Raw genomic sequence first — 24,359 nt, forward strand, 5'->3', positions numbered from 1 at the left:
GGGTGATATCGGCGGGGCATGATACCGCGACGAACATCAACGGCATGCCCAATGATCATTCGTTGAAGGTGGACACGGTGTGAGCTGATCAGCCAGGCCTGCGCAAGGTCTTCTGCCTGAGGATGTACAGGCTCACCAGCACCGCGCTGGTGAGCATGAAGGCTCGCGCCCAGAACAGCGGTACCAGGTAGCACGACAGGCCGATGCTCGCCCACATCAGGCCGATGGCGTAGACCTTGCCCTTGAGCGGGATACCTTCGCCACTGAGGTAGTCACCAATCCACGGCCCGAGCTTCGGGTGATTGACCAGCCAATGGTGAAAGCGTGGCGAGCTGCGGGCGAAGCAGGCGGCCGCCAGTAGCAGGAAAGGGGTGGTGGGCAACACCGGCAGGAAGATCCCCAACACCCCCAGCGCGACGCTGAGCCAGCCGATGGCCAGCAACAGGTAGCGCACGGCGGGCTCAGTGGTGGCGTGGCTTGAGCAGCGCCGGCTTCTCTTCAGGGGCGTGCAGCAGCAGGAACAGTGCGCTCAGCGCCTCCGGAATCTGCACGATCATGTCGTCCTGCAGGTTGGCGTTGCTGGCGATGTCGGCGAACTCTGGCTGTTCGTCGAACAGGCCCGAACCGACCATGATCGGCAGCAGCATCTCGCTGACTTCCTCTTCGGCGTTCTCGAACCAGGCTTCCTCGCGCAGGAACACGCCTTCCATGAAACCGATGCACCAGCCGCGCAGGTCGGAATCGTCCGGTTCTTCGGTCAGGTCCAGCTCGCAGGGCAGGTCGAATTCTTCGTCGCTGGCGAGCTGTCGGGCGATGTGGCCCTTGAGCGCTACCAGGGTCGCTTCGATTTCGGTGCGCTGGGCATCGCTGGCGTAATGGGGCTCTTCGGCGAACAGCGCGTCGATCCATTCACGCTCGGGGACGTCTTCCGAGCAGATCGACAGCGCGGTCAGGTAGCCGTGGGCGGCGACGTAGTCCAGCGCTTCTTCGTGCAGCTCATCGGCGTCGAGGAAGGCTTGCAGGCGGGTCAGTTGCTCGGCGAAGGACATTACAGGGCTACCTTGGGGAATAAACGATAGTGAATTCTAGCACCTTGCGGCGACGGCGGTGCAAAGGGAACGTCTGTCACCCGGGCATCCTGCGCCAAGCGGCTCTGCGGTATACTCCGCGATTTTCATGCAGGGGCAGGGTTTCCCGGCCATCTGGCAAAAGCCGCTTACGCATTTGGCGTGTGCGGAGCGGTTTTTTCGTCCAGCCTGTGTCCAGGATGGTACGGCGATTTGGAGTTGCACATGCTCGAACAGGCTCAGCGCGTTCTCAAGGATATCTTCGGCTACGACAGTTTCCGTGGGCGCCAGGCAGCGATCATCGAATGCGTGGCCAGCGGCGGCGACGCCCTGGTGCTGATGCCTACCGGTGGCGGTAAGTCGCTGTGCTTCCAGGTGCCGGGGTTGCTGCGCCCGGGGCTGACCGTGGTGGTCTCGCCGCTGATCGCGCTGATGGACGACCAGGTCGCCACCCTCGACGAGCTGGGCGTCGCCGCTGCGGCGCTGAACTCGACCCTGAGCGCCGAACAGCAGCGCGACCTGGCCGCACGCCTGCGCCGTGGCGAGGTGAAGATGCTGTACCTGGCGCCGGAGCGCCTGGTGCAGCCGCGCATGCTGGAGTTCCTGCGCGGGCTGGACATCGCCCTGTTCGCCATCGACGAGGCCCACTGCGTGTCGCAATGGGGCCACGACTTCCGCCCTGAATACCTGCAGCTCGGTCAACTGGCCGAGCTGTTCCCGCATGTGCCGCGCATCGCCCTGACCGCCACCGCCGACATGCGTACCCGCGAAGAAATCGTCCAGCGCCTGCACCTGCAGGGCGCCGAGCGTTTCCTGTCGAGCTTCGACCGGCCGAACATCTTCTACCGCATCGTGCCCAAGGAGGCGCCGCGCAAACAGTTGATGGCCTTCCTCGGCGAACGCCGTGGCAACGCCGGCATCGTCTATTGCCTGTCGCGCAAGAAGGTCGACGAGACCGCAGCCTTCCTTTGCGAGCAGGGTTTCCCGGCGCTGCCGTATCACGCCGGCCTGGCCGCCGAAACGCGGGCCGCCAACCAGCACCGCTTCCTCAACGAGGAAGGGCTGATCATGGTCGCCACCATTGCCTTCGGCATGGGCATCGACAAGCCCAACGTGCGCTTCGTCGCCCACCTCGACCTGCCCAAGTCGCTGGAAGCCTATTACCAGGAAACCGGCCGCGCCGGCCGTGACGGCCTGCCGTCCGACGCCTGGATGGCCTACGGCCTGCAGGACATGGTGATGCTCAAGCAGATGTTGCAGAACTCCGAGGGCGACGAGCGCCACAAGCGCGTCGAGCAGCACAAGCTCGATGCCATGCTGGCACTGTGCGAAGAGACGCGTTGCCGGCGCCAGTCGCTGCTGGCCTATTTCGACGAAGTGCTCGAGCAACCCTGCGGGCATTGCGACAACTGCATCGACCAGGTCCAGACCTGGGACGCCACCGAGCCTGCGCGCCAGGCCCTGTCGGCGGTGTTCCGCACTGGCCAGCGCTATGGCGTGGGCCACCTGGTCGATGTGCTGCTGGGCAAGGACACCGAAAAGGTGCGCAACTTCGGCCACGAGAAACTTTCGGTATTCGGCGTGGGCAAGTCGCTGGCCGAGGCCGAATGGCGTTCGCTGTTCCGCCAGCTGGTGGCGCGCGGCCTGGTGGACATCGACCTGGAAGGCTACGGCGGCCTGCGCCTGGCCGACAGCTGCCGGCCGCTGCTGCGTGGCGAGGTGGCCCTGCAACTGCGTCGCGACCTCAAGCCGCAGACCGTGGCCAAGACCTCTTCCAGCGGCGGCAGCCCAGCCAGCCAGCTGGTGCGCGCCGAGGAGCGCGAACTGTGGGAAGCCCTGCGCACCTTGCGCCGCAAGCTGGCCGAGGAGCACAGCGTGCCGCCCTACGTCATCTTCCCCGACTCCACCTTGCTGGAGATGCTGCGCAGCCAGCCGACCAGCCTCAGCGATATGGCCCAGGTCAGTGGTGTGGGTGCGCGCAAGCTGGAGCGCTACGGCCAGGCCTTCCTCGAAGTGCTCAATGGCGCCGGTGGCACCGAGGAGGCGCCGAAAGTGGTGCTCGACCTGCGCCACGAACTGGTCAGCCTGGCCCGTGCCGGCATGACCCCGGCGCAGATCGCCGGCCAGCTCAACTGCAGCGAGAAGAACGTCTACAGCCTGCTGGCCGAAGCCATCGGCCGCCAGGAGCTGAGCCTGGACCAGGCACTGGACCTGCCGGAAGACCTGATGATGGAGGTGCAGGACGCCTTCCTCGACGGCGAAGGGGAGCTGCCGCCGGTATCGGCGATTGCCCCGTTGTTCGGCGCGCGGGTTCCAGAAGGCGTGCTGTACTGCATTCGCGCAGCATTGGCAGCGGAGTTCGAGCTGTAATTGAAGACATTTCGGACATCTGCTGACCTTTGTCATCCTTTTTGACGAATAGGGATCGTTTGCGCGGCGGGCAGCCTTGCTTGATGCCACGGGACATGGTTAGCTGACTAATAATTAGTTCTAGTTCATGAGTTGCTTATGCCCCTGACCGACAACCAACACCGCTTCGGCATGCAGCTGGCCCAGATGTCCCGGGGCTGGCGCGCCGAGCTGGACCGCCGCCTGGCCGGGCTCAACCTGTCCCAGGCGCGCTGGCTGGTGTTGTTGCATCTTGCCCGTTTCGAAGAGGCGCCGACCCAGCGTGAGCTGGCCCAGAGCGTCGGCGTCGAAGGCCCGACCCTGGCGCGCCTGCTCGACAGCCTGGAGAACCAGGGCCTGGTACGCCGCCAGGCGGTGATGGAAGACCGCCGGGCCAAGAAGATCCTCCTGTGCCCGCCGGCCAAGCCGTTGATCGAGCAGATCGAGACCATCGCCAACGCCTTGCGCCTGGAACTGTTTACCGGGGTGGATGAGGCGGACCTCGAAGTGTGCATGCGCGTGCATGCGAAGATTCTGGCCAACCTGGAAAAATCCTGAGTTACCGAGGGCGCCCACAAGGTTTGCAGCAAAACCCTGTGGGAGCCGGCTTGCCGGCGATTGCCGCCTAGAAGGTATGCCCCAGGTTCAGGTACACCGCCTGCTCATGCGCACTGTTGGCGCCATAACTCAGGTTCAGCGGCCCCAACGGCGTCTCCAGCCCCAGGAAGACGCTGGCCGCATTGATATACCCACTGTCGAACTCATTGTCGTTGTTCCACGCCCGCCCGCGCTCCAGCGACCCGCCGATGTACAGCGGGAAGTCCAGCGGCAGGTAGGCCCGTGGCGTCAGGCGCCGGTAATAGACCATGCGCAGCAGGCTCACGTTCTGCCCTGACACCGAGTCCTGCCTGAACCCCGACAGCTCCCGCGCGCCGCCAATCACGAAGCTCGAAGTGACCACTTCGGTGGCATCCAGCGTGCGCCCGTAGCGCCCGCCCAGCACCCAGGTGTTCGGCCCGTAGCTGAACGCCTTGTCCAGGTTGAGCAGCCACTGGCGGTAGTTGTCGTCGGAGTCCAGCGACTTGTCGTACTTGCGCAAGGTCAGGCCGATGTCTTCGCCGCTGTGCGGGAAGTACACGTTGTCGAGGGTGTCGAACGAATACTTGAGCTCGTAGAAGCCCTCGTTGAAGCTGACTTTCGGCAGGTCCTGGTCGCCGATGCGCACCTCGGCTTCCCCCCAGGCCTTGCCCGCGCCCAGGCGCACTTCGCCGTAGGTGCCGATCTGCCGGCCCAGGTTGAGGCCAAAGCCATAGCGCTCCAGCCGGTATTCGGCGACCGGGTCGTTGTCCAGGGTCGCTTCGATGTTCTGCGAGCTGAAGTCCAGGTAGGGCGCGATGAAATAGCGCGAGCCCACGTCCAGCGGCTGGTAGAACTCGCTGTACAGCTCCTGCTGGTCACCGATCTGCGCGCGCGTGAGCCACTCGGCGCCGAGCCGGTTGATGCCGTTTACGCGGTAGCTGGCGCCGAGGTTGAAGGCGCTGTCGCCGCGCAGGTCATCCGACAGGTTCAGGCCCAGGCGCAGGTAGTCGGTGCCGCCACGCTTGCCGCGGGCGTTGATCACCAGGGTGTTGTCCTCGCCCTTGTGCACCACGCGGTACTGCACCCGGTCGAAGTAGTCCAGGCCATACAGGGTGCCCATGTCGGTCTGCAGGCGGTCGAGCTCCAGCGGCTCGCCGATCGGCTGGCGAATGTAGTAGCGGATCACATCGTCGCTGACCTTGGAGTCGTTCTCCACCCGGATCGCGGTAATCACCGGGGTGCGCTGGCGCGGTGAGCGGGCCACCGCCAGCTCGGCATCGCCCTCGGGTTGGTGCAGCCCGGCCAGGCGCGGCTCGAGCAGGCGCGCTGCGCGGTAGCCGGCGTCGATCATGTCCTGGGCGCGGCCGAAATCGGTGACGCCAAAGGCCGCCAGCTGCGGTTGGATCAGGATATCGTCGCGGTGCAGGCTGGCCAGTTGTTCCTCGGAGTTGCGCCGGGTCATCAGGGTGATCGACTGGTTGAGCACATCGACCACCGTGGCCAGTTGCTTGCGATCGCGCAGCGGGGTGCCGATATCGACCACGATGGCCAGGTCGACGCCCATCTCGCGGGCCACGTCCACCGGGATGTTGTCGACCATGCCGCCGTCCACCAGCAGCCGGCCGTCCAGCTCGACCGGCGCGAACACCGCGGGGATCGACATGCTGGCGCGGATCACCTGGGGCAGGTGGCCGCGGCTGAACACCACCTTTTCGCCACTGGCGATGTCGGTGGCCACGGCGCGAAAGGGGATCGGCAGCTTGTCGAAGTCGCGGGTGTCGGCGGTGTGGGCCAGCTTGCTTTCCAGCAGCAGCGCCAGGTTCTGGCCCTGGATCACGCCCAGCGGCAGGCCCAGGCTGCCGTCATCGCGAAAGCTCAGCTTCTGCTTGACCAGAAAGTCGCGATCATCCTGCTTGCGCCGGAACGGCACATCCTTGCGTGGCGGGGCGTCGGACAGCGCCTGTTGCCAGTCCAGGGTGGTGGCGAGCTTCTCCAGCTCTTCGACGCTGTAGCCGGAGGCATACAGCCCGCCAACCACCGCACCCATGCTGGTGCCGGCGATGGCGTCGATGCGCACGCCCTGTTCTTCCAGGGCCTTGAGCACACCAATATGGGCCAGGCCCCGCGCCGCGCCGCCGGAGAGCACCAGCCCGACCTTGGGGCGGGCCGGCTCGGTGGCGAGCGCGGTCATGGAGGTGAGCGTCAGCAAAAGGCAGAACAGCAGGCGGTGCATCGTGAGTCTCAAACCCTGGGCCAAAGACCGCTAGTATAAGCGGCCCCATACCTCAGGAGACTTGGCCATGGCCGATAGCAAGCCAGAAATTGTCATCACCTATTGCACCCAGTGCCAGTGGCTGCTGCGCGCGGCCTGGCTGGCCCAGGAACTGCTGAGCAGCTTTGCCGACGACCTTGGCCGGGTGGCCCTGGAGCCTGGCACCGGCGGAGTGTTTCGCATCACCTGCCAAGGCGTGCAGATCTGGGAGCGCAAGGCCGACGGCGGCTTCCCCGAGGCCAAGGTGCTCAAGCAGCGGGTGCGTGACCAGATCGACCCGCAGCGCGACCTGGGCCACAACGACCGCTGATCAGGCGCCTTCGGCCAGGGCCCGCGGTTTGCTCGGCGGCTCGGCCGCCAGGCGGCTGGACAGCACGATGGCGAAGATGATCAAAGCCCCACCCGCCAGCATGCGCAGGGTGGGCGTTTCGGCGAACACCACCCAGGCCACGGCGATGCCGTAGACCGGCTCCATGCCGAACACCACGGCGGCGGTGCGCGCCTTGATCACGGCCAGGCTGGCGACGAACAGGCTGTGGGCGACCCCGGTGCAGAAGATGCCGAGCAGGCCGATCCACAGCCAGTCCATGGGCGCCACCGCCGCCAGGCCCGGCGCGGCCACCGGCAGCAGGCACAGGCCGACCACCAGGTTTTGCCACAGCGCCGCCTGCACCGCGGGCAGGCGGCCGGAGCCGGCGCGGTTGGTCAGCGACAGCAGCGAGAACAGCAAGCCCGAGAGCAGGGCCCAGAGCAGGCCGCCGGTGGCCTGGCTGGCCAGGTCGAAGGAGGGCGTCACCAGCACCAGGCCGATGCTCACCAGCAGTACCAGCAAGGCTTCGTTGCGGCGGATGCGTTCGCGAAACAGCACGCCTTCGAGAATCACGGTGAACGCCGGGAAGCTGGCGAAGCCGAGGGTGGCGATGGCCACGCCGGCGACCTTGACGGCGATGAAGAAGCTGACCCAGTGGCCGGCCAGCAATACCCCGCCCAGCAACAGGCGGCGCATGTCGCGCCCGCTCAGGCGCTGCCAGCCGGGGCCGGTGAGGCTGGCGAACAGGGCCAGGGCAAGCACGGCGAAGGCGGCGCGGCCGAAGACGATGATGGCCGGGCTGGCGCTGGCGGCAAGCTTGCCGAACACGCCGGTCAGGCCGAAGAACAGTGCGCCGATGTGCAGGGCCCCGAGGGCGGTGCGGTGGTTCATGGTGGTCCTTGCGATCTTCGTTGGAGTTGCGGGCCCTATCGCCGGCAAGCCGGCTCCCACAGATGCTTAGCAGACTGTACCTGTGGGAGCCGGCTTGCCGGCGACAGGGCCGGTACAGGCACAGTGTAAAAGCTCAGGCAAACAACATCTGTCGCCAACCTAGCGCCCGTTATCGCCAGACTCTCGCCGCAACGCCAGCGGCGTGCAGCCGAACGCGCGCAGCATCGCCGCTGAAAATGCGCTCTGCGAGCCGTACCCCACCTGCGCGGCGATCTCGCCCAGTGGCAGAGCCGTGCGGATGACCAGCTCCCGCGCCTTGAGCAGCCGCCGCTGGCGAATGTAGTCCATCGGCGTCACCCCGCATTCGGCGCTGAAGCGCGCATGCAGCCGGGCGGTGGACAGCCCGGCGATGCGCGCAAGGTCAGCGACCTGCAGTGGGTACGCCGCCTGCTGCTCGATAAAACGGTCGAACGCGGCATAGGGCAGGCGCTGGCTGGGCGTGACAATGGCCGAAGCCGTGGGGCTGAGGCTGGCCAGCAGCAGCACCGCGCCTTGCCGGGCAATCAAGGGGTCGTCGACCGGGCTGTTGGCCAGCCAATCCACCAGTTGCTGCTGGCGGTTGTCCAGGCCCAGGGCCGCAGGGCGGTCGAGCAGGCGCCGGCTGGCATCGGCGTGCTCACCCAGTTGCTCGAGCAGCCAATGCTCGCCCGGCACATCGAGCACCAGGCAGTGGCTGCCGGTTTCGCTGCCGCAGCTGTGATGGGTGCCGGCGGGCACCACCATCAGGCGCTGGCGGTCGAGCCGCGCCTCATGGCCCTGCACTTCGAAGTCCAGGCGGCCACCCAGGCCGAACACCAGTTGCGGGTGTTCATGGCTGTGGGCGATCAGGTCGTGGCGGTAGTGGCGCAGGGAAAGTATCGGGCCGGCGGTCATGGGGCGTCCTCGCGGGGCAGGCGACCATTGTGCCCCAATCCTCACGCCCCATCACCCGTCACATGGCTGCCACCAACCTGTCATCTGTGCCTGCCAGTCTCCAGCAAACAGCGCCGGAGCCCGCCCATGACCCACGCCGAACTCTCCCGCCCCTCGCGCAAGCAGCGCGTGCGCACGTTGTGGATTTCCGATGTGCACTTGGGCACCCGCGACTGCCAGGCCGAGCACCTGTCGCAGTTTCTCAAGGGCTACCAGGCCGACCGCATCTACCTGGTCGGCGACATCATCGACGGCTGGAAGCTGCGCGGCGGCATCTTCTGGCCGCAAGCGCACACCAACGTCATCCGCAGGCTTTTGACCATGAGCAGGCGCGGCACCGAGGTGATCTACGTCACCGGCAACCATGACGAATTCCTGCGCCGCTATTCCAAGCTGATTCTGGGCAACATCCAGCTGGTGGACGAGGCCGAACACCTCACGGCCGATGGCCGGCGGCTGCTGGTGATCCATGGCGATCAGTTCGATGTCATCACCCGCTACCATCGCTGGCTGGCCTTTCTCGGCGACCGCGCCTACGAATTCACCCTGGTGCTCAACCGCTGGCTCAACCATTGGCGCGCGCGCTATGGCTATGGCTACTGGTCGCTGTCGGCGTACCTCAAGCACAAGGTCAAGGGTGCGGTGAACTTCATCAGCGATTTCGAGGATGCCATTGCCCACGAATGTACCCGCCGCGGCTTTCAGGGGGTGGTGTGCGGGCATATCCACCATGCCGAAATCCGCAAGGTCGGCGAGGTGGAGTACCACAACTGTGGCGATTGGGTGGAGTCGTGCACGGCGCTGATCGAGCACTGGGACGGCAGCATCGAGCTGTATCGGCTGGCCGATGCGCAGGCGCGGCTGGCCGAGCAGGCCGCCGCGCTGCGTGAGCCTGCCTGAGGCACGCTAGAGGCTGATCCTGCCCAGCAGGATGTCACGGAACATGGCGAAATCGCCGATCAGGCTGTACAGCGGATGCTTGAAGGTGGCCGGCCGGTTCTTCTCGAAGAAGAAATGCCCGACCCAGGCAAAACCATAGCCGAACAGCGGCACGGCGAGCAGCAGCAGCCACTTGCCGCTGCCGATGGTATAGGCCAGCAGGGCAATGACCAGGCTGGTGCCGACGAAGTGCAGGCGCCGGCAGGTGGGGTTGCTGTGCTCGCCCAGGTAATAGGGATAGAACTCGGCAAAACTGCGGTACTGCGCGGTGCTGTTCATCGCAATGCTCCGGAATTATCACTTTTTGACAGGATACACGGCGTGGAGCCTGAATCGAGTCTAGAGTCACTGGCGGAGCCGGCCAGTGACAATGGGCGCCAAATGAGTATCCTTAGGTTCACCGCATGATGCGGTCAGAGCATAAGAAGCCTGTCATGAGTGAGAGAACCACGTCAGCCAGCTGGGCATCAGGGATCGTCAAGGCACTCGAGCTGGAAGGGCTCGATTGCCGTGCCATGTTCAAGCAGCTAGGGCTCGACTTCGCCGCCCTCGACGACCCCGACGCACGCTTCCCGCAAGACTCCATGACCCGCCTGTGGCAGTTGGCGGTGGAGTTGTCCGGCAATGAAGCCATCGGCCTGAACATGGCGCGGGTGGTGCGGCCGGCCTCGTTCCATGTGGTGGGCTATGCGCTGATGTCCAGCCGCACCCTGGCCGAAGGCTTCGAGCGGCTGGTGCGCTACCAGCGCATCATTGCCGAAAGCTCCGACCTGAGCTTTCGCCTGGGGCCTGAAGGCTACTCGCTGATTCTTACCGTGCATGGCGACCATCTGCCGCCGACCCGGCACAGCTCGGAGGCCTCGCTGGCGTGTGCGCTGGCCCTGAGCAAGTGGCTCAGCGGCCGCCCCATCCAGCCGCGGCGGGTACTGATCCAGGGGCCGCAACCGAAAAACATCGAGCCTTACAAGGTGGCGTTCCATTCACCTCTGGTGTTCGGCGCCGTTCATGATGCGCTGATCTTCGAACGCGCCGACATGGAAGCGCCGCTGCCCACGGCCAACGAAGCCATGGCGGTGCTGCACGATCGCTTTGCCGGCGAGTACCTGGCGCGGTTTTCCGAAAGCCGGGTCACCCACCGCGTGCGCCAGGTGCTGTGCCGCATCCTGCCCCAGGGCGAGCCCAAGCGTGAAACCCTGGCCCAGGCCCTGCACCTGTCCCAGCGCACCTTGCAGCGGCGCCTGCAGGAGGAGGGCACGAGCTTCCAGGCGCTGCTGGACGACACCCGCCGCGAACTGGCCGAGCAATACCTCGCGCAACCGGGCATGACCCTGCTGGAAACCGCCTACCTGCTGGGCTTTGCCGACCCCAGCAACTTCTACCGGGCCTTCCGCCGCTGGTTCGACGTGACCCCGAGCGAGTACCGCGCCCGCCTGGGCGGGGCGGAAGCGGTGGTGCTCAATGACGCCAGAACGCCGGCATACATAGCACCAGCACGGTGATGATCTCCAGGCGCCCGAGCAGCATGCCGCTGGCCAGGATCCACTTGGCCGCGTCCGGCAGCGAGGCATAGTTGCCGGACGGGCCGATCACCTCGCCCAGGCCCGGGCCCACGCCCGAAACGGTGCCGGCGGCGCCGGTCAGTGCGGTCATCCAGTCCACGCCCAGCAGCGACAGCAGCAAGGCCATGACGCAGATGGTGATGGCGAAGAAGAACGAGAAGGTCAGGATCGAACGCACGATCTCTTCGTCGAGGCGGTGGCCGTTGTACTTCTGCTTGATCACCGCGCGCGGGTGGATCAACTGGTTCAAGCTGGCCTTGAGCAGGATGTAGGCCACCTGGAAGCGGAAGATCTTGATGCCGCCGGCGGTGGAGCCGGAGCAGCCGCCGACGAAGCCCAGGTAGAAGAACAGCATCAGCGAGAAGTTGCCCCACAGGCTGTAGTCGCCCAGGGCGAAGCCGGTGGTGGTGACCACCGAGGTCACGTTCAGCGCCACGTGGCGCAAGGCATCCAGCCAGTGCAGGTTGGTGGTTGCCCAGTACCAGGTGCCCAGCACCAGCCAGGTGACCACCAGCAGGCCAAGCAGCCCTTGCACCTGCTGGTCGCGGATCAGTGCCTTGCGGTTGCCGCGCAGGGTGGCCACATACAGGGTGAACGGCAGGCTGCCAAGGATCATGACCACCACCGCCACCCAGTGCACCGCCGGGATGTCCCATTTGGCCAGGGACTGGTCCGAGGTCGAGAAGCCGCCGGTGGAGATCGCCGACATGGCATGGTTGATGGCATCGAACGGGCTCATGCCGGCCCACCAGAAGGCCAGGGCGCCGAGCACCGAAAAACCGACGTACACCCCGACGATCGACTTGGCGACCATGTGCGAACGCGGCATGACCTTTTCCGAGCGGTCCGACGATTCGGTCTGGAACAGGCGCATGCCACCGATGCGCAGCAGCGGCAGGATCGCCACCGCCATGGCGATGAAGCCGATGCCGCCGAGCCAGTGCAGCATCGAGCGCCACATGAGGATGCCCGGCGACATGCTGTCGAGCCCGCTGAGCACGGTGGCGCCGGTGGCGGTGATGCCGGACATGCTTTCGAAGAAGGCGTCGGTGTAGCTGATGTGCTGGGTCAACAGGAACGGCAGGGCGGCGAACACGCACACCACCAGCCAGCTGCTGACGGTGAGCAGGTACATGTCGCGCGGGCGCAGGTGCACATGCTCGGGGCGGCCCTGCAGGACCATGGCCAGGCCGGCGATGAAGGTGATCAGGCTCGACCAGAGGAACGACGGCATGTCGCCGGTGCGCTCGAAGATCACCAGGGTCGCCATGGGTACGACCATGCTGACTGCCAGGGTGATGAGGAAGATGCCGATGATGAAACCAATGATCCTTAAGGTCGGCAACGCCATGTGATCTGCTCTGACTCTGAACGGAAGGGCGCCATTCTACCTATGGGTCTGGTGATGTAAACGCTAGAATGGCCGCACATTTACCTGCCAGGAGGGTAGCCGATGGAGGCTCTCGACGCATTGCTCAACCGTGTTTCCGTGCCACGCCTGACTGAACCGGCGCCCAATGCCGCCCAGCGCGAGGCGCTGTTCCAGGCCGCACTGCGCGCGCCCGACCATGGCCAGCTGCGGCCGTGGCGCTTCCTGACCATCGAAGGCCAGGGCCGCGAGCAACTCGGGGAGCTGTTCGCCCAGGCGCTGCAGAACAAGGGCGAGGCCAGCCAGGCTGCGCTGGACAAGGCACGTGCGATGCCGTTGCGTGCGCCGTTGCTGATCGTGGTGATCGCCAAGCTGCAGGACCACTTCAAGGTGCCCAAGTCGGAGCAGCGCCTGGCAGCGGGCTGCGCGGCGCATGGCATCCTCATCGCAGCCCATGCCCAGGGCATCGGCGCGGTGTGGCGTACCGGCGACATGGCCTTCGATCCCTTTGTGCACAAGGGGCTGGGCATGGCCGAGAACGAGGAAGTGATCGGTTATCTGTATGTCGGCACGCCGATGGCCGAGCCGCGCACCGCGCCGGTGCTGGAAACTGCAGAGTTCGTCAGCGCCTGGGGCGAGTGATGCATGGGGCCGCTGCGCGGCCTATCGCCGGCAAGCCGGCTCCCACATGGCCAGCGTTGTACCTGTGGGGGCCAGCTTGCCGGCGATGGGCTGCGCAGCAGCCGCCAATAGCCATCAAAAGGTCGTAACCGTCACAGGCAACTCCAGCCGGGCGACAAACCCACCCTGTGGATGATTGGCCAGCACCAGGCTACCGCCATGGCGCTCCGCCGCCTTGCGCGCAATCGCCAGCCCCAGGCCATGCCCCGCCGCTTCCTGCCCCGGCGCGCGGAAGAACGGCTCACCCAACTGCGCCAGGTGCTCCGCCGCCACCCCCGGCCCATGGTCACGCACGCTCACCACGATCCGGCCTTCCTCGCGCCCGGCGCGAATCTCGATCGGCTGCCCGGCAGGGTTGAAGCGCAAGGCATTGCGCAGCAGGTTGTCCAGCGCGCGCTCGATCAGCGTCGGCCAGCCCTGTAAGGTCAAGCCCGGCTGGGCCTCGAGCTTCACCTCCTGCTCCGGCGCGCTGAGCTGGGCATCCTTGCGCACGCTGCCGAGCAAGGCGTTGAGGTCGACAGGTTCGGCATGGGCCTGTTCGGCATCGACGCGGGCCAGGGTCAGGATTTCGCTGATCAGGTCTTCCAGGCGGTCGCACTCACGGGTCAGGCGCGGCCACAGCGCCTGGCGTTGCTCGGCCTCGGCCCGTTCGGCCAGGGCCAGGGCGATACGCAGGCGGGCCAGGGGCGAGCGCAATTCGTGGGACACGTCGCGCAGCAACTGGCGCTGGCTGCCGATCAGGCTCTGCAGGCGGGCGCCCATCTTGTTGAAGTCCTTGGCCAGCACGCCGAACTCGTCACGCCGGGCGGCCAGGCGCGCCAGGCTGTTCTGCTGGTACGTGGCCTGGCCCAGGTCGTGCACGGCGCCGCGCAGGCGGCTCAGGGGGCGGGTGATGGACAAGGTCACCAGCAGGCTGAACAGGGTCAGGACCACCAGCGCGATACCCAGCGCACTCAGCGGCCAGAGCAGGCTTTCGCGGTGCCAGGCGTCCAGTTCGGGGTGGGGGATGCGGTAGATCAGCAGGTAGGTTTCACCGCTCTCGGGGCTGGTGTATTCCTCGGTCAGGCGGCGCCACGGCAGGCGGCGTTGGTCATTGTGCTGGCGCGCCTCGAAGGCTGCCGCGCGGCGCGGGAAGGTGCCGGGCACAATGGCGGCGCCGCCGTCGTCGAGCACCTGCACGTCGATCTTGTAGCGCTCCTTGCGCCGCTCCAGGAATGCCTGGGACGCCTCCACGCCCTCTTGTTCGTAGTGCTTGGCCCAATGGCTGGCCAGGGTATTGAGGCCCGGGTGACGGCTGAGGATCCAGGCGTCCTGGTTGAGCATGTGGCCGAGCAGGATCGACAGGCCGGCAACCAGGGTGATGGCCAGCCAGAAGCTCGCCAGGATGCGCCAGAACAGAGAACGCAAGAGCACCTCCTGTAAACGGGAAAAGCCCGGCCCGCTGGGGAGGCGGGCCGGGCATCGGGGAAGGACAGCTTACTGGGCCTTGCCGGCTTTTTCAGCTTTCCAGGCCTGGAATTCCTTCCACTCGGCCTTGCGTGCTTCACGCGCTTTCTGCAGTTCGTCGAACTTCTTCTGCTGGTCGGGCTTGAGCAGCGCGCGGACCTGGGTGTCGGTCTTGTCGTGGCTGGCCTTGAGCTCGTCCTTCATGGCTTTCTGGTCGGCGGCTGGCAGCTTGGCCAGGTAGCGCTCGGTGATGTCGCGGCGGTCTTTCATCTGCTCGCCCATCAGCTTGCCGATCTGCTGGCGCTGATCGCGGCTCAGGTCCAGCTGGGCGAAAGGCGCATCACCGCGGTGATGCGGGCCGTCGTGGCGCGGGCCGCCTTCAGGCATGGCCATGGCCACGGTCGGCAGGGCGGCGGCGAACATCAGGGCGATAAGGGTCTTGCGCATGGTGTCTCTCCTTTCCAAGGCCGGTGGTTACCGGATGAGCCCAGTCTAGGGAGATCAAGGTCAGGCGCAGTCAGGGGAGGGTAAAGGCTCGGTAAAGATCGGCGGCCTGGGTCAATCAGAGGCTGTAGTAATAGCCGCGGCTGCGCAGGGCGACGATGCGTGGGCGGCCATCGGCATGCGGGCCGATCTTCTTGCGCAGGTTGCTCACGTGCATGTCCAGGCTGCGATCGTACAGGGTCAGCTTGCGGCCCAGGCCGATCTGCGCCAGTTCCTGCTTGTCCAGCGGCTCGCCGGGCTGGCGCAGCAGGGCTTCGAGGATACGGCTCTCGGACAGGGTCAGGCTCATTTCGCGGCCATCGATGCTGACCACGCCACGGACCGGGCTGAAGGCCAGGTCGCCGATCTCCACTTGCGTGGTGGTGGCGGTCGGGTGGCTGCGGCGCAGCACGGCGCGCAGGCGTGCGGTGAGCTCACGAGGGTCGCAGGGCTTGGCCAGGTAATCGTCGGCGCCCAGTTCCAGGCCGAGGATGCGGTCCAGCGGCTCGCCGCGGGCGGAGAGCATCAGCACCGGCAGTTCGGCATGCTCGCTGCGCAGCTGCTTGAGCAATTCCAGGCCGCTGCCGTCGGGCAGCATCACGTCCAGTACCACGGCTGCCGGCGCATGTTCGGCCAGCGCCTGGCGCGCGCTCTGGCCGTCGTGGCAGGCGCGAACGGCAAAACCTTCCTGGGTCAGCCAGCTGCCGAGCAGCTCGCAGAGTTCCTGGTCATCATCAATCAGTAACAGCTCGCTCATGACTCACTCAATTCAAATCGACGGCGTCTGACGTGTCCGCCAGTGGCAAAGATACAGCAGACGCCGCAAATTTTATCGATTACGGCAAGACTTGCTTGAAAGGCTTGACGATCACCTTGTCGTAAACGCCTGCGGCGATGTACGGGTCGGCATCGGCCCAGGCCTGGGCGGCGGCGAGCGAATCGAACTCGGCGACGATCAGGCTGCCGCTGAAGCCGGCTTCGCCGGGGTCGTTGCTGTCGATGGCCGGGTGCGGGCCGGCCAGCACCACGCGGCCTTCGGCCTTGAGCTGTTGCAGGCGCTCGATGTGCGCCGGGCGCGCGGCCAGGCGTTTTTCCAGGGAGTTCGCGACGTCGCTGGCGATGATGGCGTAGAGCATGTCAATCCTTGGTCTTGGAGGTGGAGGGGTCGTCGTGCAGGTGGCGCGACAGGTACACGCCTTGCGCCACCAGGAAGATCACGGTCATGCCCAGGCTGCCGAACACCTTGAAGTCGACCCAGAAGGCCTGGAAGGTGAAGGCGACGAACAGGTTGGCCGCGCCGCAGAAGATGAAGAACACGATCCACGCCAGGTTCAGGCGCGTCCATACCGCATCGGGCAGGGTCAGGGCGTGGCCCATGATGCGCTTGATCAGCACCCGGTCGCCGATGAAGTGGCTGCCGGCAAAGCCCAGGGCGAACAGCCAGTTGACCACCGGCGCCTTCCACTTGAGGAAGGTTTCGCTGTGGAAGGTCAGGGTCAGGCCGCCGAACACCAGGCAGGCGACCAGCGTCAGCCACTGGCCCTTTTCCAGCTTGCGCTGGCGCAGGAACAGCGCGCCGTACACCACCAGCGAGCTGATGATCAGCATCGCCGTGGCGCTGTAGATGCCGCCGAACTCGAAGCTGTGGCCGGCCACGTCGAGGGGCCGTGGGTCGAGCTTGTAGACGATGAAGAACAGCAGCAGCGGGATGAAATCGATGAATTGTTTCACAATGGCAGCCAGAATCGGGATGTGACGGCATAATAACAAACATCGATTCCAGCGAAAGCGCTCCTCCATGAATGTTGATCTGCACTGTCACAGCACGGCCTCCGACGGCGCCCTGTCGCCCACGGTCCTGGTCGCCCGGGCCCATGAGCACGGGGTGCAGACCTTGGCCCTGACCGACCACGACACCCTCGAAGGCCTGCCAGAGGCGCGCCAGGCCTGTGCCGAGCGCGGCATGCGCTGGGTCAGCGGGGTGGAGCTGTCGTGCACCTGGGGCGGTGCGACCATCCATGTGCTGGGCTACGACTTCCCGCTCGACGCCGCGCCGCTGGCCGAGGCCATCGAGGCCTTGCACCGTGGCCGCTGGCTGCGCGCCGAAGAAATCGACAGGCGGCTGGCTGCCAAGGGCATGCCGGCGACCCTCGAAGGCGCGCGTGCCGTGCAGCAGGAGCTGGGCGACAGCGGCAACGCCCCGGCGCGGCCGCATTTTGCCGAGTACCTGGTGCGTGCCGGGCACGTCAAGGACCGCGGCGAAGCCTTTCGCAAGTGGCTGGGGGCGGGCAAGCTCGGCGACGTCAAGCTGCACTGGCCGACCCTTGAAGAAACCGTTGCCACCTTGCGCCAGTCCAATGCCTGGGTGAGCCTGGCCCATCCCATGCACTACGAACTGACGCGCAGCAAGCGCAGGCGGCTGATTGCCGACTATATTCAGGCAGGCGGGCAGGCGCTTGAAGTGGTCAACGGGATGATGCCGGCCGAGCAGGTGGGCACCATGTCCATCCTCACCCGTGAGTTCGGCCTGCTGGCAAGCGCTGGCAGCGATTTCCACGGCCCCGGCACCTGGGGCGAGATCGGTGCCTACCGGCCATTGCCCGAGGACCTGCCACCTCTGTGGCGCCGATTCAGCCATGAACAGCCTTTGGCGGTATGAACAGGACGACTACGTGAGCCAATTTTTCCAGATTCATCCGGAGAACCCGCAGCAGCGGCTGATCCGCCAGGCGGTGGAAATCATCCGCAAGGGCGGTGTGGTGGTGTACCCCACCGACTCGGCCTACGCCCTGGGTTGCCAGATCGGCGACAAGGCGGCCATCGAGCGGGTGCGACGCCTGCGCGGGCTGGACAAGACCCACAACTTCACCCTGATGTGCTGCGACATGTCGCAGCTGGGCCTGTATGCCAAGGTCGACACCGGCATCTTCCGCCTGCTCAAGGCCCATGTGCCCGGCCCATACACCTTCATTCTCAACGGCACCCGCGAGGTGCCGCGCCTGTTGCTGCACGAAAAGCGCCGCACCATCGGCCTGCGTGTGCCGGACCACGCCATCACCCTGGCGCTGCTGGCCGAGCTTGGCGAGCCGCTGATGAGCGTGAGCCTGATCCTGCCGAGTGACAACGAACCGATGACCGACCCCTACGAGATTCGCGAGCGCCTGGAGCACCATGTGGACCTGGTCATCGACGGTGGCTTCGGCGACCTCAAGGCCTCCACCATCATCGACCTGTCCGGCGACGAGCCCGAGCTGATCCGTGAGGGTTGCGGCGACCCCACGCCCTTCCTGGTCAACGCGTGAACCAGGTGGCAGCGCCCGAGGCGCCGGCCGAGCAGGTCGAAGCGCCGCAGCAGTTGCAGTTGGCGCTGGTCTACGGCGAAGCGCTGACCGAAATGCCGGTGGACCTGTACATCCCGCCGGATGCCCTGGAAGTCATCCTTGAAGCGTTCGAAGGCCCGCTGGACCTGCTGCTGTACCTGATCCGCAAGCAGAACATCGACATCCTCGACATCCCCGTGGCGGAAATCACCCGCCAGTACATGGGCTACGTCGAGCTGATGAAGAGCGTGCGCCTGGAGTTGGCCGCCGAATACCTGGTGATGGCCGCGATGCTGGCCGAAATCAAGTCACGCATGCTGCTGCCGCGCTCGGCCGAGGTCGAGGAGGAGGAGGGCGACCCGCGCGCCGAGCTGATCCGCCGGCTGCAGGAATACGAGCGGTTCAAGGCGGCCGCCGAGGGCATCGACGAGCTGCCGCGGGTTGGCCGGGATGTCGTCGTGCCGCGCCTGGAGGCGCCCCAGGCCAAGGTGCGCAAGCTGCTGCCGCAGGTCAGCCTGGAGGAATTGCTGGTGTCCATGGCCGAGGTCATGCGCCGCAACGACCTGTTCGAAAGCCACCAGATCACCCGCGAGACCCTGTCGACCCGCGAGCGCATGGGCGATGTGCTGGAGCGCCTGAAAGGCGGCGCTTTCGTGCCCTTCGTCGAGCTGTTCGGCGCCGAGGAAGGCAAGCTGGGCGTGGTGGTGACCTTCATGGCGATTCTCGAGCTGGTCAAGGAGTCGCTGATCGAACTGGTGCAGAATGAGCCTTTTGCGCCGATCCATGTGCGGCTGCGCGCCGAGTCTGTCGAAGAAACCGATGAACCTGAATGACCCCCGCGACCTGGCGTCGCTGATCGAGGCGTTTCTGCTCGCCTCGGGCAAACCGCAGTCCCTGGAGCGCCTGTACGAGCTGCTCGAAGAGGCCGAGCGCCCTGAGCCGAAGGTGTTCAAGAAGGCCCTGGAAGTGCTGGGCAAGTCCTGCGCGGGCCGTGCCTTCGAGCTAAAGGAAGTGGCCAGCGGCTACCGCCTGCAGATTCGCGAAGACTACGCCCCCTGGGTGGGCCGCCTGTGGGAGGAGCGCCCGCAGCGTTATTCCCGTGCGCTGCTGGAGACCATGGCCTTGATCGCCTACCGCCAGCCGATCACCCGCGGCGAGATCGAGGATGTGCGCGGGGTGGCGGTCAACAGCAACATCATCAAGACCCTGATCGAGCGCGAGTGGATCCGCGTGGTCGGCTACCGCGAGGTGCCGGGCCGGCCGGCGATGTTCGCCACCACCAAGGCGTTTCTCGACCACTTCAACCTCAAGAGCCTGGACGAACTGCCGGCCCTGGCCGAACTGCGGGAGATGGAACCGGCGCCGTTGCTCGACCCCGATGATGCCCCGGTGCCGGCGCACCTGCAGGCGTTGGCCGATGCCAGCCTGGCGGATGAGGAGGAGGTTGGCGAGCCGAAGGAGGAGACCAGCTTCCGCAGTTTGCTGGTGGAACTGGACGCCATGGAAGAGGGGCTGAAGACTGACTTCGATGATTTGCGCGAAGATGAGCCCAATCCCCAGCCTTGAATTTGCACTGGCGCTATCGCCGGCAAGCCGGCTCCCACAGGTAAAGCACAGGGTTCGCCAGCTGTGATCACCCCTGTGGGAGCCGGCTTGCCGGCGATAGCGCCAGTACAGGCAACCGCAACCACCGGGCAGAAATAACCGCCACCCCCCACGAAACCCACTACCCTGCAGTGCGTTCCCTCACCGAACCGCGTATGATGCGCGGCCTTTTGGCGCATCCGTCGCCAGAAACCCGATTTTTCATTCCTACACCGGGAGGTGCCCAGATGAGTGAGCAAGACCTGCAAAATACCGAAATCACCCCGCCAGCCGGCGAAAAGCTGCAGAAAGTGCTGGCGCGCATCGGCGTGGGCTCGCGCCGTGACGTCGAAGCCTGGATCAGCCAGGGCCGCATCAAGGTCAACGGCGTCGCGGCCACCCTCGGCCAGCGCGTCGACCTGCATGACGCCATCGCCGTCGACGGCAAGCTGATCAAGCGCGAGGAGGCCGCCGAGGCCACCCGCCGGGTGATCATGTACAACAAGCCCGATGGCGAGATCTGCACCCGTGACGACCCGGAAGGCCGCCCGACCGTGTTCGATCGCCTGCCGCGCCCGAAAGAGGGCCGCTGGATCAACATCGGCCGCCTCGACATCAACACCACCGGCCTGCTGCTGTTCACCACCGACGGTGAACTGGCCAACCGCCTGATGCACCCTTCCTACGAGATGGACCGCGAGTACGCGGTGCGTGTGCGTGGCGAGGTCGATGACGAGATGATCGAACGCCTGAAGGCGGGCGTGATGCTCGAAGACGGCCCGGCCAAGTTCACCGACATCCAGAAGGCGCCTGGTGGCGAAGGGTTCAACCACTGGTACCACTGCGTGGTGATGGAAGGCCGTAACCGCGAAGTGCGTCGCCTGTGGGAATCCCAGGGCCTGGTGGTCAGCCGCCTGAAGCGCGTGCGCTTTGGCCCGGTGTTCCTCAACTCCGACCTGCCGATGGGCCGCTGGCGCGAAATGAGCCAGGGCGAAATCGACATCCTCGCCGCCGAAGTGGGCCTGCAGCCAGTGGCGCTGCCTGCCATGAACCTCAAGGCCAAGGACAAGATGGAGCGCCTGCAGCGCAAGTCGAGCCGGCCAATGGGCCGTGGCGAGCGCGTGCGCAACCTGCGCCCGGCGCACGAGGGCGCTGCTGCCGCTGCCGAGCGCCCGGCACGCCAGCCGCGTGAAGAAGCGCCGCGCAAGAGCCGTGGCAGCGCCGTGGCCGAGCGCCCGAGCGACATGCGCAAGCGCCCATCCAAGCCTGAGGGTGACAAGCCAGCCGGCCGCGGTCGCGGCAAGCCGCGTGGCTGATCGGCTCTGGCAGTGATGAAAAGCCAGCCTTCGGGCTGGCTTTTTTGTGCCTGCCTGTGTGGGAGCCGGCTTGCCGGCGATTGCCCGCAACGCGACCCAAGATATTGAAGAAAAAAGAATTTTCTGACGACTGGCAAGTTTTCAAACCGCCCTGTAAAGAAAATTGTACGAATTCGCCAGATTTTTCTGGCCAGGCTGATTTTGTGTAAACAGAACTTGCCGCGCCCGCCCTCGGCGGGTGCCGTCCAGAGCCTGCCCCCTCTTGCCCAAACCCCCGTCCCCAGGCTGTTATAGCCACTATTGCCGTGTGCAAAAGCCCGTCCACAGAGCCGGGCAGACAGAACAACAAATGGAGGCGCCATGTACGCCGATCACTCCGCCTTTCCAGGCTCCCACCACAGGATCGCTGCGTTTTTCCCCTGGGAATTGACGCAACGCGTTGACGCCTGCGCGCTCGCAGGGGTATACAGTGCGCCGCGTTTTACCTGTGACCCTTTTGCGTACCGCGCACTCTTGCTCACCCCCGGTTGATCCGCCCAGGCGGCGCCGCTGGCAAGAAACCCAAGGTAACCACCTTGCCCATTCCGCTGCGCCACGAGCGCGGTGGGTCCGATTCCGTCACAGATAAAAACAATGCAGGTGACTTCGTTCATGAGTGGACAAAACATGCATTCAGGCGAGCTCAAGCGGGGCCTGAAGAACCGCCACATCCAGTTGATCGCCTTGGGTGGTGCGATTGGTACCGGCCTGTTCCTCGGCTCGGCAGGCGTGATGAAATCCGCCGGCCCGTCGATGATCCTTGGCTACGCCATCTGCGGCTTCATCGCCTTCATGATCATGCGCCAGCTCGGCGAGATGATCGTCGAAGAGCCGGTGGCCGGCTCGTTCAGCCACTTTGCCCACAAGTACTGGGGCGGTTTCGCCGGCTTCCTGTCGGGCTGGAACTGCTGGGTGCTGTACATCCTGGTGGGCATGTCGGAGCTTTCGGCGGTCGGCAAGTACGTCCATTACTGGTGGCCGGAGATCCCGACCTGGGTCACCGCGGCAGGCTTCTTCCTGCTGATCAACGCCATCAACCTGATGAACGTGAAGTTCTTCGGTGAGGCCGAGTTCTGGTTCGCCATCATCAAGGTTGCCGCCATCGTCGGCATGATCGGCCTGGGTGCCTACCTGCTGACCAGCGGCAGCGGCGGCCCGGAAGCCTCGATCACCAACCTGTGGGCCCACGGCGGCTTCTTCCCGCATGGCGTCAGCGGCCTGGTGATGGCCTTGGCCTTCATCATGTTCTCCTTCGGTGGCCTGGAAATGCTCGGCTTCACCGCCGCCGAGGCCGACAAGCCGAAGACCGTGATCCCCAAGGCGATCAACCAGGTCATCTACCGCATCCTGATCTTCTATGTCGGCGCCCTGGTGGTGCTGCTGTCGCTGACCCCATGGGACAGCCTGGTCGCCAGCATCGACGCCTCCGGCGGCAGCTATGGCAGCAGCCCGTTCGTCCAGGTGTTCTCGCTGCTGGGCAGCGACGTGGCGGCCAACCTGCTGAACTTCGTGGTACTGACCGCGGCGCTGTCGGTGTACAACAGCGGCACCTACTGCAATGCGCGCATGCTGCTGGGCATGGCCGAGCAGGGTGATGCCCCGGCGGCGCTGGCCAAGGTCGACAAGCGCGGTGTGCCGGTGCGTTCGATCCTGGTGTCGGCGGCGGTGACCCTGATCGCCGTGCTGCTCAACTACCTGATGCCGCAGAATGCGCTGGAGCTGCTGATGTCGCTGGTGGTCGCCACCCTGGTGATCAACTGGGCGATGATCAGCTACTCGCACCTCAAGTTCCGCCAGCACCTCGACCGCACCGGCCAGAAGCCGCTGTTCAAGGCGCTGTGGTACCCGTATGGCAACTACCTGGTGTTGGCCTTCGTGGTGCTGATCCTGGGCATCATGCTGATGATTCCGGGTATCCAGGTGTCGGTGTATGCGATTCCGGTGTGGCTGCTGGCCATGCTGCTGGCCTACATGCTCAAGAGCAAGCGCCAGTCGCAGGGCAATGGAGCTGCCGGTAGCGTGGCCAAGTAAGGGCTGCGCAGGGTAATTGAAAACCCGATGTCAGGAGACTGGCATCGGGTTTTTTGTTGCCTGCACAGTTACAGCGCAGCCCCTGTGGGAGCCGGCTTGCCGGCGATAAGGCCGGTACAGGCAAAAACTGTCAGATCTGTTCCAGCAACCAGCTGCGAAACGCCCGCAGCGAAGGCAGCGCCTCGTTCCTCGGCGGATAGATCAGGTAATAACTGCGCTGGCTGGCGAACGCCGCCCCGGGGCTGAACAGCTCGCCCTTGGCCAGCTCTTCCTCCACCAGGATGCGCGGCACCAGCCCGATGCCGATGCCGGCGCGCACCGCCTGGATCAGGTGCGAGGTGAGCTCGAAGCTCGGCCCCAGGCGCATCGAGCGGTGCGCCAGGCCATGGTGCGAGAACCATTCGCCCCAGGCATGGGGGTTGTTGGCAACGTTGAGCAGCACCTCTTCACTGATCCGTGCCGGCGCCCAGCCATGGGCGTCGAGGCTGGCCTGGGGCGGCAGGATCACCACCAGTTCCTCGGCATGCAGGCGATGGCAGATCAACCCTGGCAGGTCATGGCTGGCCACGCCGATGGCGGCGTCGATCTCGCTGGTGTCGAAGTTGATGGCTTCGATGCGTGAATGAATGTGCACCAGCATCCCTGGGTGGGCACTGTAGAACGCGTGCAGGCGCGGCAGTAGCCACTTGGAGCCGAAGGTGGGCAAGGTGGCCAGGCGCAGGGTGCCGACGCCGGACTGGTAGGCCAGGGCCTGCAGCGTGGCGCTGCGGATGCGCCCCAGGGCTTCGCTGAGCTCGCGCTGGTACAGCCGGCCGACATCGGTCAACTGCACCTGGCGGCCTTCGCGGCGGAACAGGGTCAGGCCCAGTTGCTGCTCCAGCGCCTGCACCTGGCGGCTGACCGCGCTCTGGGTCAGCGACAGTTCCGCGGCGGCGCGGGTATAGCTTTCATGCCGGGCGGCGGCCTCGAAAGCCAGCAGCAACGACATGGACGGGGTCAGGTGGCGGTAATTCATTCACAAAAGTCATCGATAGCGGCAGGATTATCCGTTTGCCCCTGGCGCGAAACTACAGGAACATTGGCCTATACGTCATCCGTGCCTGCATCGACATA

General features: G+C 65.5%; 25 protein-coding genes. 12 read left to right on the forward strand and 13 right to left on the reverse strand.

What is annotated here, in order from left to right:
- Positions 1-88: 88 nt before the first annotated feature.
- Both L6D75_RS25765 and L6D75_RS25770 read right to left on the reverse strand, forming a co-directional pair.
- Positions 89-454, reverse strand: a complete 366-nt coding sequence (locus L6D75_RS25765; protein WP_176511336.1) for a YbaN family protein — start codon at positions 452-454, stop codon at positions 89-91.
- Between the two features lie 7 nt (positions 455-461).
- The gene (locus L6D75_RS25770) at positions 462-1,049 is read right to left on the reverse strand and encodes a YecA/YgfB family protein (RefSeq protein WP_176511335.1); all 588 of its coding nucleotides are present in this window, start codon (positions 1,047-1,049) and stop codon (positions 462-464) included.
- A 243-nt stretch (positions 1,050-1,292) separates the two neighbouring features.
- Here L6D75_RS25770 and recQ point away from each other — a divergent pair, with 243 nt between their 5' ends.
- Together recQ and L6D75_RS25780 are read left to right on the forward strand one after the other, a co-directional pair.
- Positions 1,293-3,437 (forward strand): DNA helicase RecQ, encoded by a 2,145-nt coding sequence (gene recQ, locus L6D75_RS25775; RefSeq protein ID WP_176511334.1) that lies wholly within the window; start codon positions 1,293-1,295, stop codon positions 3,435-3,437.
- A 138-nt stretch (positions 3,438-3,575) separates the two neighbouring features.
- Entirely contained in the window at positions 3,576-4,013 is a 438-nt protein-coding gene (locus L6D75_RS25780) for a MarR family transcriptional regulator (RefSeq protein ID WP_176511333.1), read from the forward strand.
- A gap of 67 nt (positions 4,014-4,080) precedes the next feature.
- Here L6D75_RS25780 and L6D75_RS25785 read toward each other — a convergent pair whose 3' ends face one another.
- Positions 4,081-6,267 (reverse strand): patatin-like phospholipase family protein, encoded by a 2,187-nt coding sequence (locus tag L6D75_RS25785; RefSeq protein ID WP_176511332.1) that lies wholly within the window; start codon positions 6,265-6,267, stop codon positions 4,081-4,083.
- Between the two features lie 67 nt (positions 6,268-6,334).
- Here L6D75_RS25785 and L6D75_RS25790 point away from each other — a divergent pair, with 67 nt between their 5' ends.
- Positions 6,335-6,616, forward strand: coding sequence for an Rdx family protein (locus L6D75_RS25790; protein ID WP_176511331.1), 282 nt, complete (start codon positions 6,335-6,337; stop codon positions 6,614-6,616).
- Here the strand turns inward: L6D75_RS25790 and L6D75_RS25795 are convergent, their stop codons facing one another.
- Together L6D75_RS25795 and L6D75_RS25800 are read right to left on the reverse strand one after the other, a co-directional pair.
- Positions 6,617-7,507 (reverse strand): DMT family transporter, encoded by an 891-nt coding sequence (locus tag L6D75_RS25795; RefSeq protein ID WP_176511330.1) that lies wholly within the window; start codon positions 7,505-7,507, stop codon positions 6,617-6,619. It abuts the gene before it with no gap.
- 159 nt (positions 7,508-7,666) lie between these two features.
- Positions 7,667-8,440 carry a helix-turn-helix domain-containing protein gene (locus tag L6D75_RS25800; protein ID WP_176511329.1) on the reverse strand — a complete coding sequence of 258 codons (774 nt, stop codon included), beginning with the start codon at positions 8,438-8,440 and terminating at the stop codon, positions 7,667-7,669.
- A gap of 126 nt (positions 8,441-8,566) precedes the next feature.
- On the opposite strand from L6D75_RS25800, the gene L6D75_RS25805 reads away from it, so the two are divergent.
- The gene (locus L6D75_RS25805) at positions 8,567-9,379 is read left to right on the forward strand and encodes a UDP-2,3-diacylglucosamine diphosphatase (protein WP_176511328.1); all 813 of its coding nucleotides are present in this window, start codon (positions 8,567-8,569) and stop codon (positions 9,377-9,379) included.
- Positions 9,380-9,385: 6 nt separating this feature from the next.
- Here the strand turns inward: L6D75_RS25805 and L6D75_RS25810 are convergent, their stop codons facing one another.
- The gene (locus tag L6D75_RS25810; RefSeq protein WP_176511327.1) at positions 9,386-9,697 is read right to left on the reverse strand and encodes an Mpo1-like protein; all 312 of its coding nucleotides are present in this window, start codon (positions 9,695-9,697) and stop codon (positions 9,386-9,388) included.
- Positions 9,698-9,852: 155 nt separating this feature from the next.
- On the opposite strand from L6D75_RS25810, the gene L6D75_RS25815 reads away from it, so the two are divergent.
- Positions 9,853-10,917, forward strand: coding sequence for an AraC family transcriptional regulator (locus L6D75_RS25815; RefSeq protein WP_176511326.1), 1,065 nt, complete (start codon positions 9,853-9,855; stop codon positions 10,915-10,917).
- Here the strand turns inward: L6D75_RS25815 and L6D75_RS25820 are convergent.
- Positions 10,874-12,328 carry a TrkH family potassium uptake protein gene (locus L6D75_RS25820; RefSeq protein WP_176511325.1) on the reverse strand — a complete coding sequence of 485 codons (1,455 nt, stop codon included), beginning with the start codon at positions 12,326-12,328 and terminating at the stop codon, positions 10,874-10,876. The two genes, L6D75_RS25815 and L6D75_RS25820, sit on opposite strands and share 44 nt — an antisense overlap.
- A 102-nt stretch (positions 12,329-12,430) precedes the next feature.
- Here L6D75_RS25820 and L6D75_RS25825 point away from each other — a divergent pair, with 102 nt between their 5' ends.
- Positions 12,431-12,988, forward strand: coding sequence for an NAD(P)H nitroreductase (locus L6D75_RS25825; protein ID WP_176511324.1), 558 nt, complete (start codon positions 12,431-12,433; stop codon positions 12,986-12,988).
- A gap of 114 nt (positions 12,989-13,102) precedes the next feature.
- Here L6D75_RS25825 and L6D75_RS25830 read toward each other — a convergent pair whose 3' ends face one another.
- The 5 genes from L6D75_RS25830 to L6D75_RS25850 all read right to left on the reverse strand — a co-directional run bounded on the left by L6D75_RS25830 (position 13,103) and on the right by L6D75_RS25850 (position 16,687).
- A complete protein-coding gene (locus L6D75_RS25830) occupies positions 13,103-14,440 on the reverse strand; it encodes a sensor histidine kinase (RefSeq protein WP_176511323.1) in 1,338 nt (445 codons plus the stop codon).
- 63 nt (positions 14,441-14,503) lie between these two features.
- Positions 14,504-14,920 carry a Spy/CpxP family protein refolding chaperone gene (locus tag L6D75_RS25835; RefSeq protein ID WP_176511322.1) on the reverse strand — a complete coding sequence of 139 codons (417 nt, stop codon included), beginning with the start codon at positions 14,918-14,920 and terminating at the stop codon, positions 14,504-14,506.
- A gap of 115 nt (positions 14,921-15,035) precedes the next feature.
- Positions 15,036-15,713, reverse strand: coding sequence for a response regulator transcription factor (locus tag L6D75_RS25840; RefSeq protein WP_176511321.1), 678 nt, complete (start codon positions 15,711-15,713; stop codon positions 15,036-15,038).
- A 79-nt stretch (positions 15,714-15,792) separates the two neighbouring features.
- Entirely contained in the window at positions 15,793-16,092 is a 300-nt protein-coding gene (locus L6D75_RS25845; protein ID WP_008091826.1) for a YciI family protein, read from the reverse strand.
- Between the two features lies 1 nt (position 16,093).
- Entirely contained in the window at positions 16,094-16,687 is a 594-nt protein-coding gene (locus tag L6D75_RS25850) for a septation protein A (protein ID WP_219824845.1), read from the reverse strand.
- Between the two features lie 67 nt (positions 16,688-16,754).
- Between L6D75_RS25850 and L6D75_RS25855 the strand changes: the two genes are divergently transcribed.
- The 6 genes from L6D75_RS25855 to L6D75_RS25880 all read left to right on the forward strand — a co-directional run bounded on the left by L6D75_RS25855 (position 16,755) and on the right by L6D75_RS25880 (position 23,246).
- The gene (locus L6D75_RS25855) at positions 16,755-17,615 is read left to right on the forward strand and encodes a PHP domain-containing protein (protein ID WP_176511319.1); all 861 of its coding nucleotides are present in this window, start codon (positions 16,755-16,757) and stop codon (positions 17,613-17,615) included.
- A gap of 13 nt (positions 17,616-17,628) precedes the next feature.
- Positions 17,629-18,258 (forward strand): L-threonylcarbamoyladenylate synthase, encoded by a 630-nt coding sequence (locus L6D75_RS25860; protein WP_219824844.1) that lies wholly within the window; start codon positions 17,629-17,631, stop codon positions 18,256-18,258.
- A 125-nt stretch (positions 18,259-18,383) separates the two neighbouring features.
- Positions 18,384-19,109, forward strand: coding sequence for a segregation and condensation protein A (locus L6D75_RS25865; protein WP_176511337.1), 726 nt, complete (start codon positions 18,384-18,386; stop codon positions 19,107-19,109).
- On the forward strand, positions 19,096-19,842 hold the full coding sequence (gene scpB / locus L6D75_RS25870) for an SMC-Scp complex subunit ScpB (RefSeq protein ID WP_176511317.1): 747 nt from the start codon (positions 19,096-19,098) through the stop codon (positions 19,840-19,842). The genes L6D75_RS25865 and scpB overlap by 14 nt, the downstream gene beginning before the upstream one ends.
- A 266-nt stretch (positions 19,843-20,108) precedes the next feature.
- Positions 20,109-21,176, forward strand: a complete 1,068-nt coding sequence (rluB, locus tag L6D75_RS25875; protein WP_176511316.1) for a 23S rRNA pseudouridine(2605) synthase RluB — start codon at positions 20,109-20,111, stop codon at positions 21,174-21,176.
- Positions 21,177-21,827: 651 nt separating this feature from the next.
- Positions 21,828-23,246: an amino acid permease gene (locus tag L6D75_RS25880; RefSeq protein ID WP_176511315.1), complete on the forward strand. Its 1,419-nt coding sequence runs from the start codon at positions 21,828-21,830 to the stop codon at positions 23,244-23,246.
- A 130-nt stretch (positions 23,247-23,376) separates the two neighbouring features.
- Here the strand turns inward: L6D75_RS25880 and L6D75_RS25885 are convergent, their stop codons facing one another.
- Positions 23,377-24,261, reverse strand: coding sequence for a LysR substrate-binding domain-containing protein (locus L6D75_RS25885; RefSeq protein WP_176511314.1), 885 nt, complete (start codon positions 24,259-24,261; stop codon positions 23,377-23,379).
- Positions 24,262-24,359 lie beyond the last annotated feature (98 nt).

It is taken from the genome of Pseudomonas faucium, assembly GCF_021602585.1.
In the GTDB taxonomy this organism is placed as follows: domain Bacteria; phylum Pseudomonadota; class Gammaproteobacteria; order Pseudomonadales; family Pseudomonadaceae; genus Aquipseudomonas; species Aquipseudomonas faucium.

Coding starts and splice junctions, on each gene's coding strand:
- L6D75_RS25825 (WP_176511324.1), top strand. CDS start 12,431: ATGGAGGCTCTCGACGCATTGCTCAACCGTGTTTCCGTGCCACGCCTG.
- L6D75_RS25845 (WP_008091826.1), bottom strand. CDS start 16,092: ATGCTCTACGCCATCATCGCCAGCGACGTCGCGAACTCCCTGGAAAAA.
- L6D75_RS25835 (WP_176511322.1), bottom strand. CDS start 14,920: ATGCGCAAGACCCTTATCGCCCTGATGTTCGCCGCCGCCCTGCCGACC.
- L6D75_RS25795 (WP_176511330.1), bottom strand. CDS start 7,507: ATGAACCACCGCACCGCCCTCGGGGCCCTGCACATCGGCGCACTGTTC.
- L6D75_RS25855 (WP_176511319.1), top strand. CDS start 16,755: ATGAATGTTGATCTGCACTGTCACAGCACGGCCTCCGACGGCGCCCTG.
- L6D75_RS25810 (WP_176511327.1), bottom strand. CDS start 9,697: ATGAACAGCACCGCGCAGTACCGCAGTTTTGCCGAGTTCTATCCCTAT.
- L6D75_RS25820 (WP_176511325.1), bottom strand. CDS start 12,328: ATGGCGTTGCCGACCTTAAGGATCATTGGTTTCATCATCGGCATCTTC.
- scpB (WP_176511317.1), top strand. CDS start 19,096: ATGAACCTGAATGACCCCCGCGACCTGGCGTCGCTGATCGAGGCGTTT.
- L6D75_RS25800 (WP_176511329.1), bottom strand. CDS start 8,440: ATGACCGCCGGCCCGATACTTTCCCTGCGCCACTACCGCCACGACCTG.
- L6D75_RS25770 (WP_176511335.1), bottom strand. CDS start 1,049: ATGTCCTTCGCCGAGCAACTGACCCGCCTGCAAGCCTTCCTCGACGCC.
- L6D75_RS25785 (WP_176511332.1), bottom strand. CDS start 6,267: ATGCACCGCCTGCTGTTCTGCCTTTTGCTGACGCTCACCTCCATGACC.
- L6D75_RS25815 (WP_176511326.1), top strand. CDS start 9,853: ATGAGTGAGAGAACCACGTCAGCCAGCTGGGCATCAGGGATCGTCAAG.
- recQ (WP_176511334.1), top strand. CDS start 1,293: ATGCTCGAACAGGCTCAGCGCGTTCTCAAGGATATCTTCGGCTACGAC.
- rluB (WP_176511316.1), top strand. CDS start 20,109: ATGAGTGAGCAAGACCTGCAAAATACCGAAATCACCCCGCCAGCCGGC.
- L6D75_RS25780 (WP_176511333.1), top strand. CDS start 3,576: ATGCCCCTGACCGACAACCAACACCGCTTCGGCATGCAGCTGGCCCAG.
- L6D75_RS25805 (WP_176511328.1), top strand. CDS start 8,567: ATGACCCACGCCGAACTCTCCCGCCCCTCGCGCAAGCAGCGCGTGCGC.
- L6D75_RS25790 (WP_176511331.1), top strand. CDS start 6,335: ATGGCCGATAGCAAGCCAGAAATTGTCATCACCTATTGCACCCAGTGC.
- L6D75_RS25880 (WP_176511315.1), top strand. CDS start 21,828: ATGAGTGGACAAAACATGCATTCAGGCGAGCTCAAGCGGGGCCTGAAG.
- L6D75_RS25840 (WP_176511321.1), bottom strand. CDS start 15,713: ATGAGCGAGCTGTTACTGATTGATGATGACCAGGAACTCTGCGAGCTG.
- L6D75_RS25885 (WP_176511314.1), bottom strand. CDS start 24,261: ATGAATTACCGCCACCTGACCCCGTCCATGTCGTTGCTGCTGGCTTTC.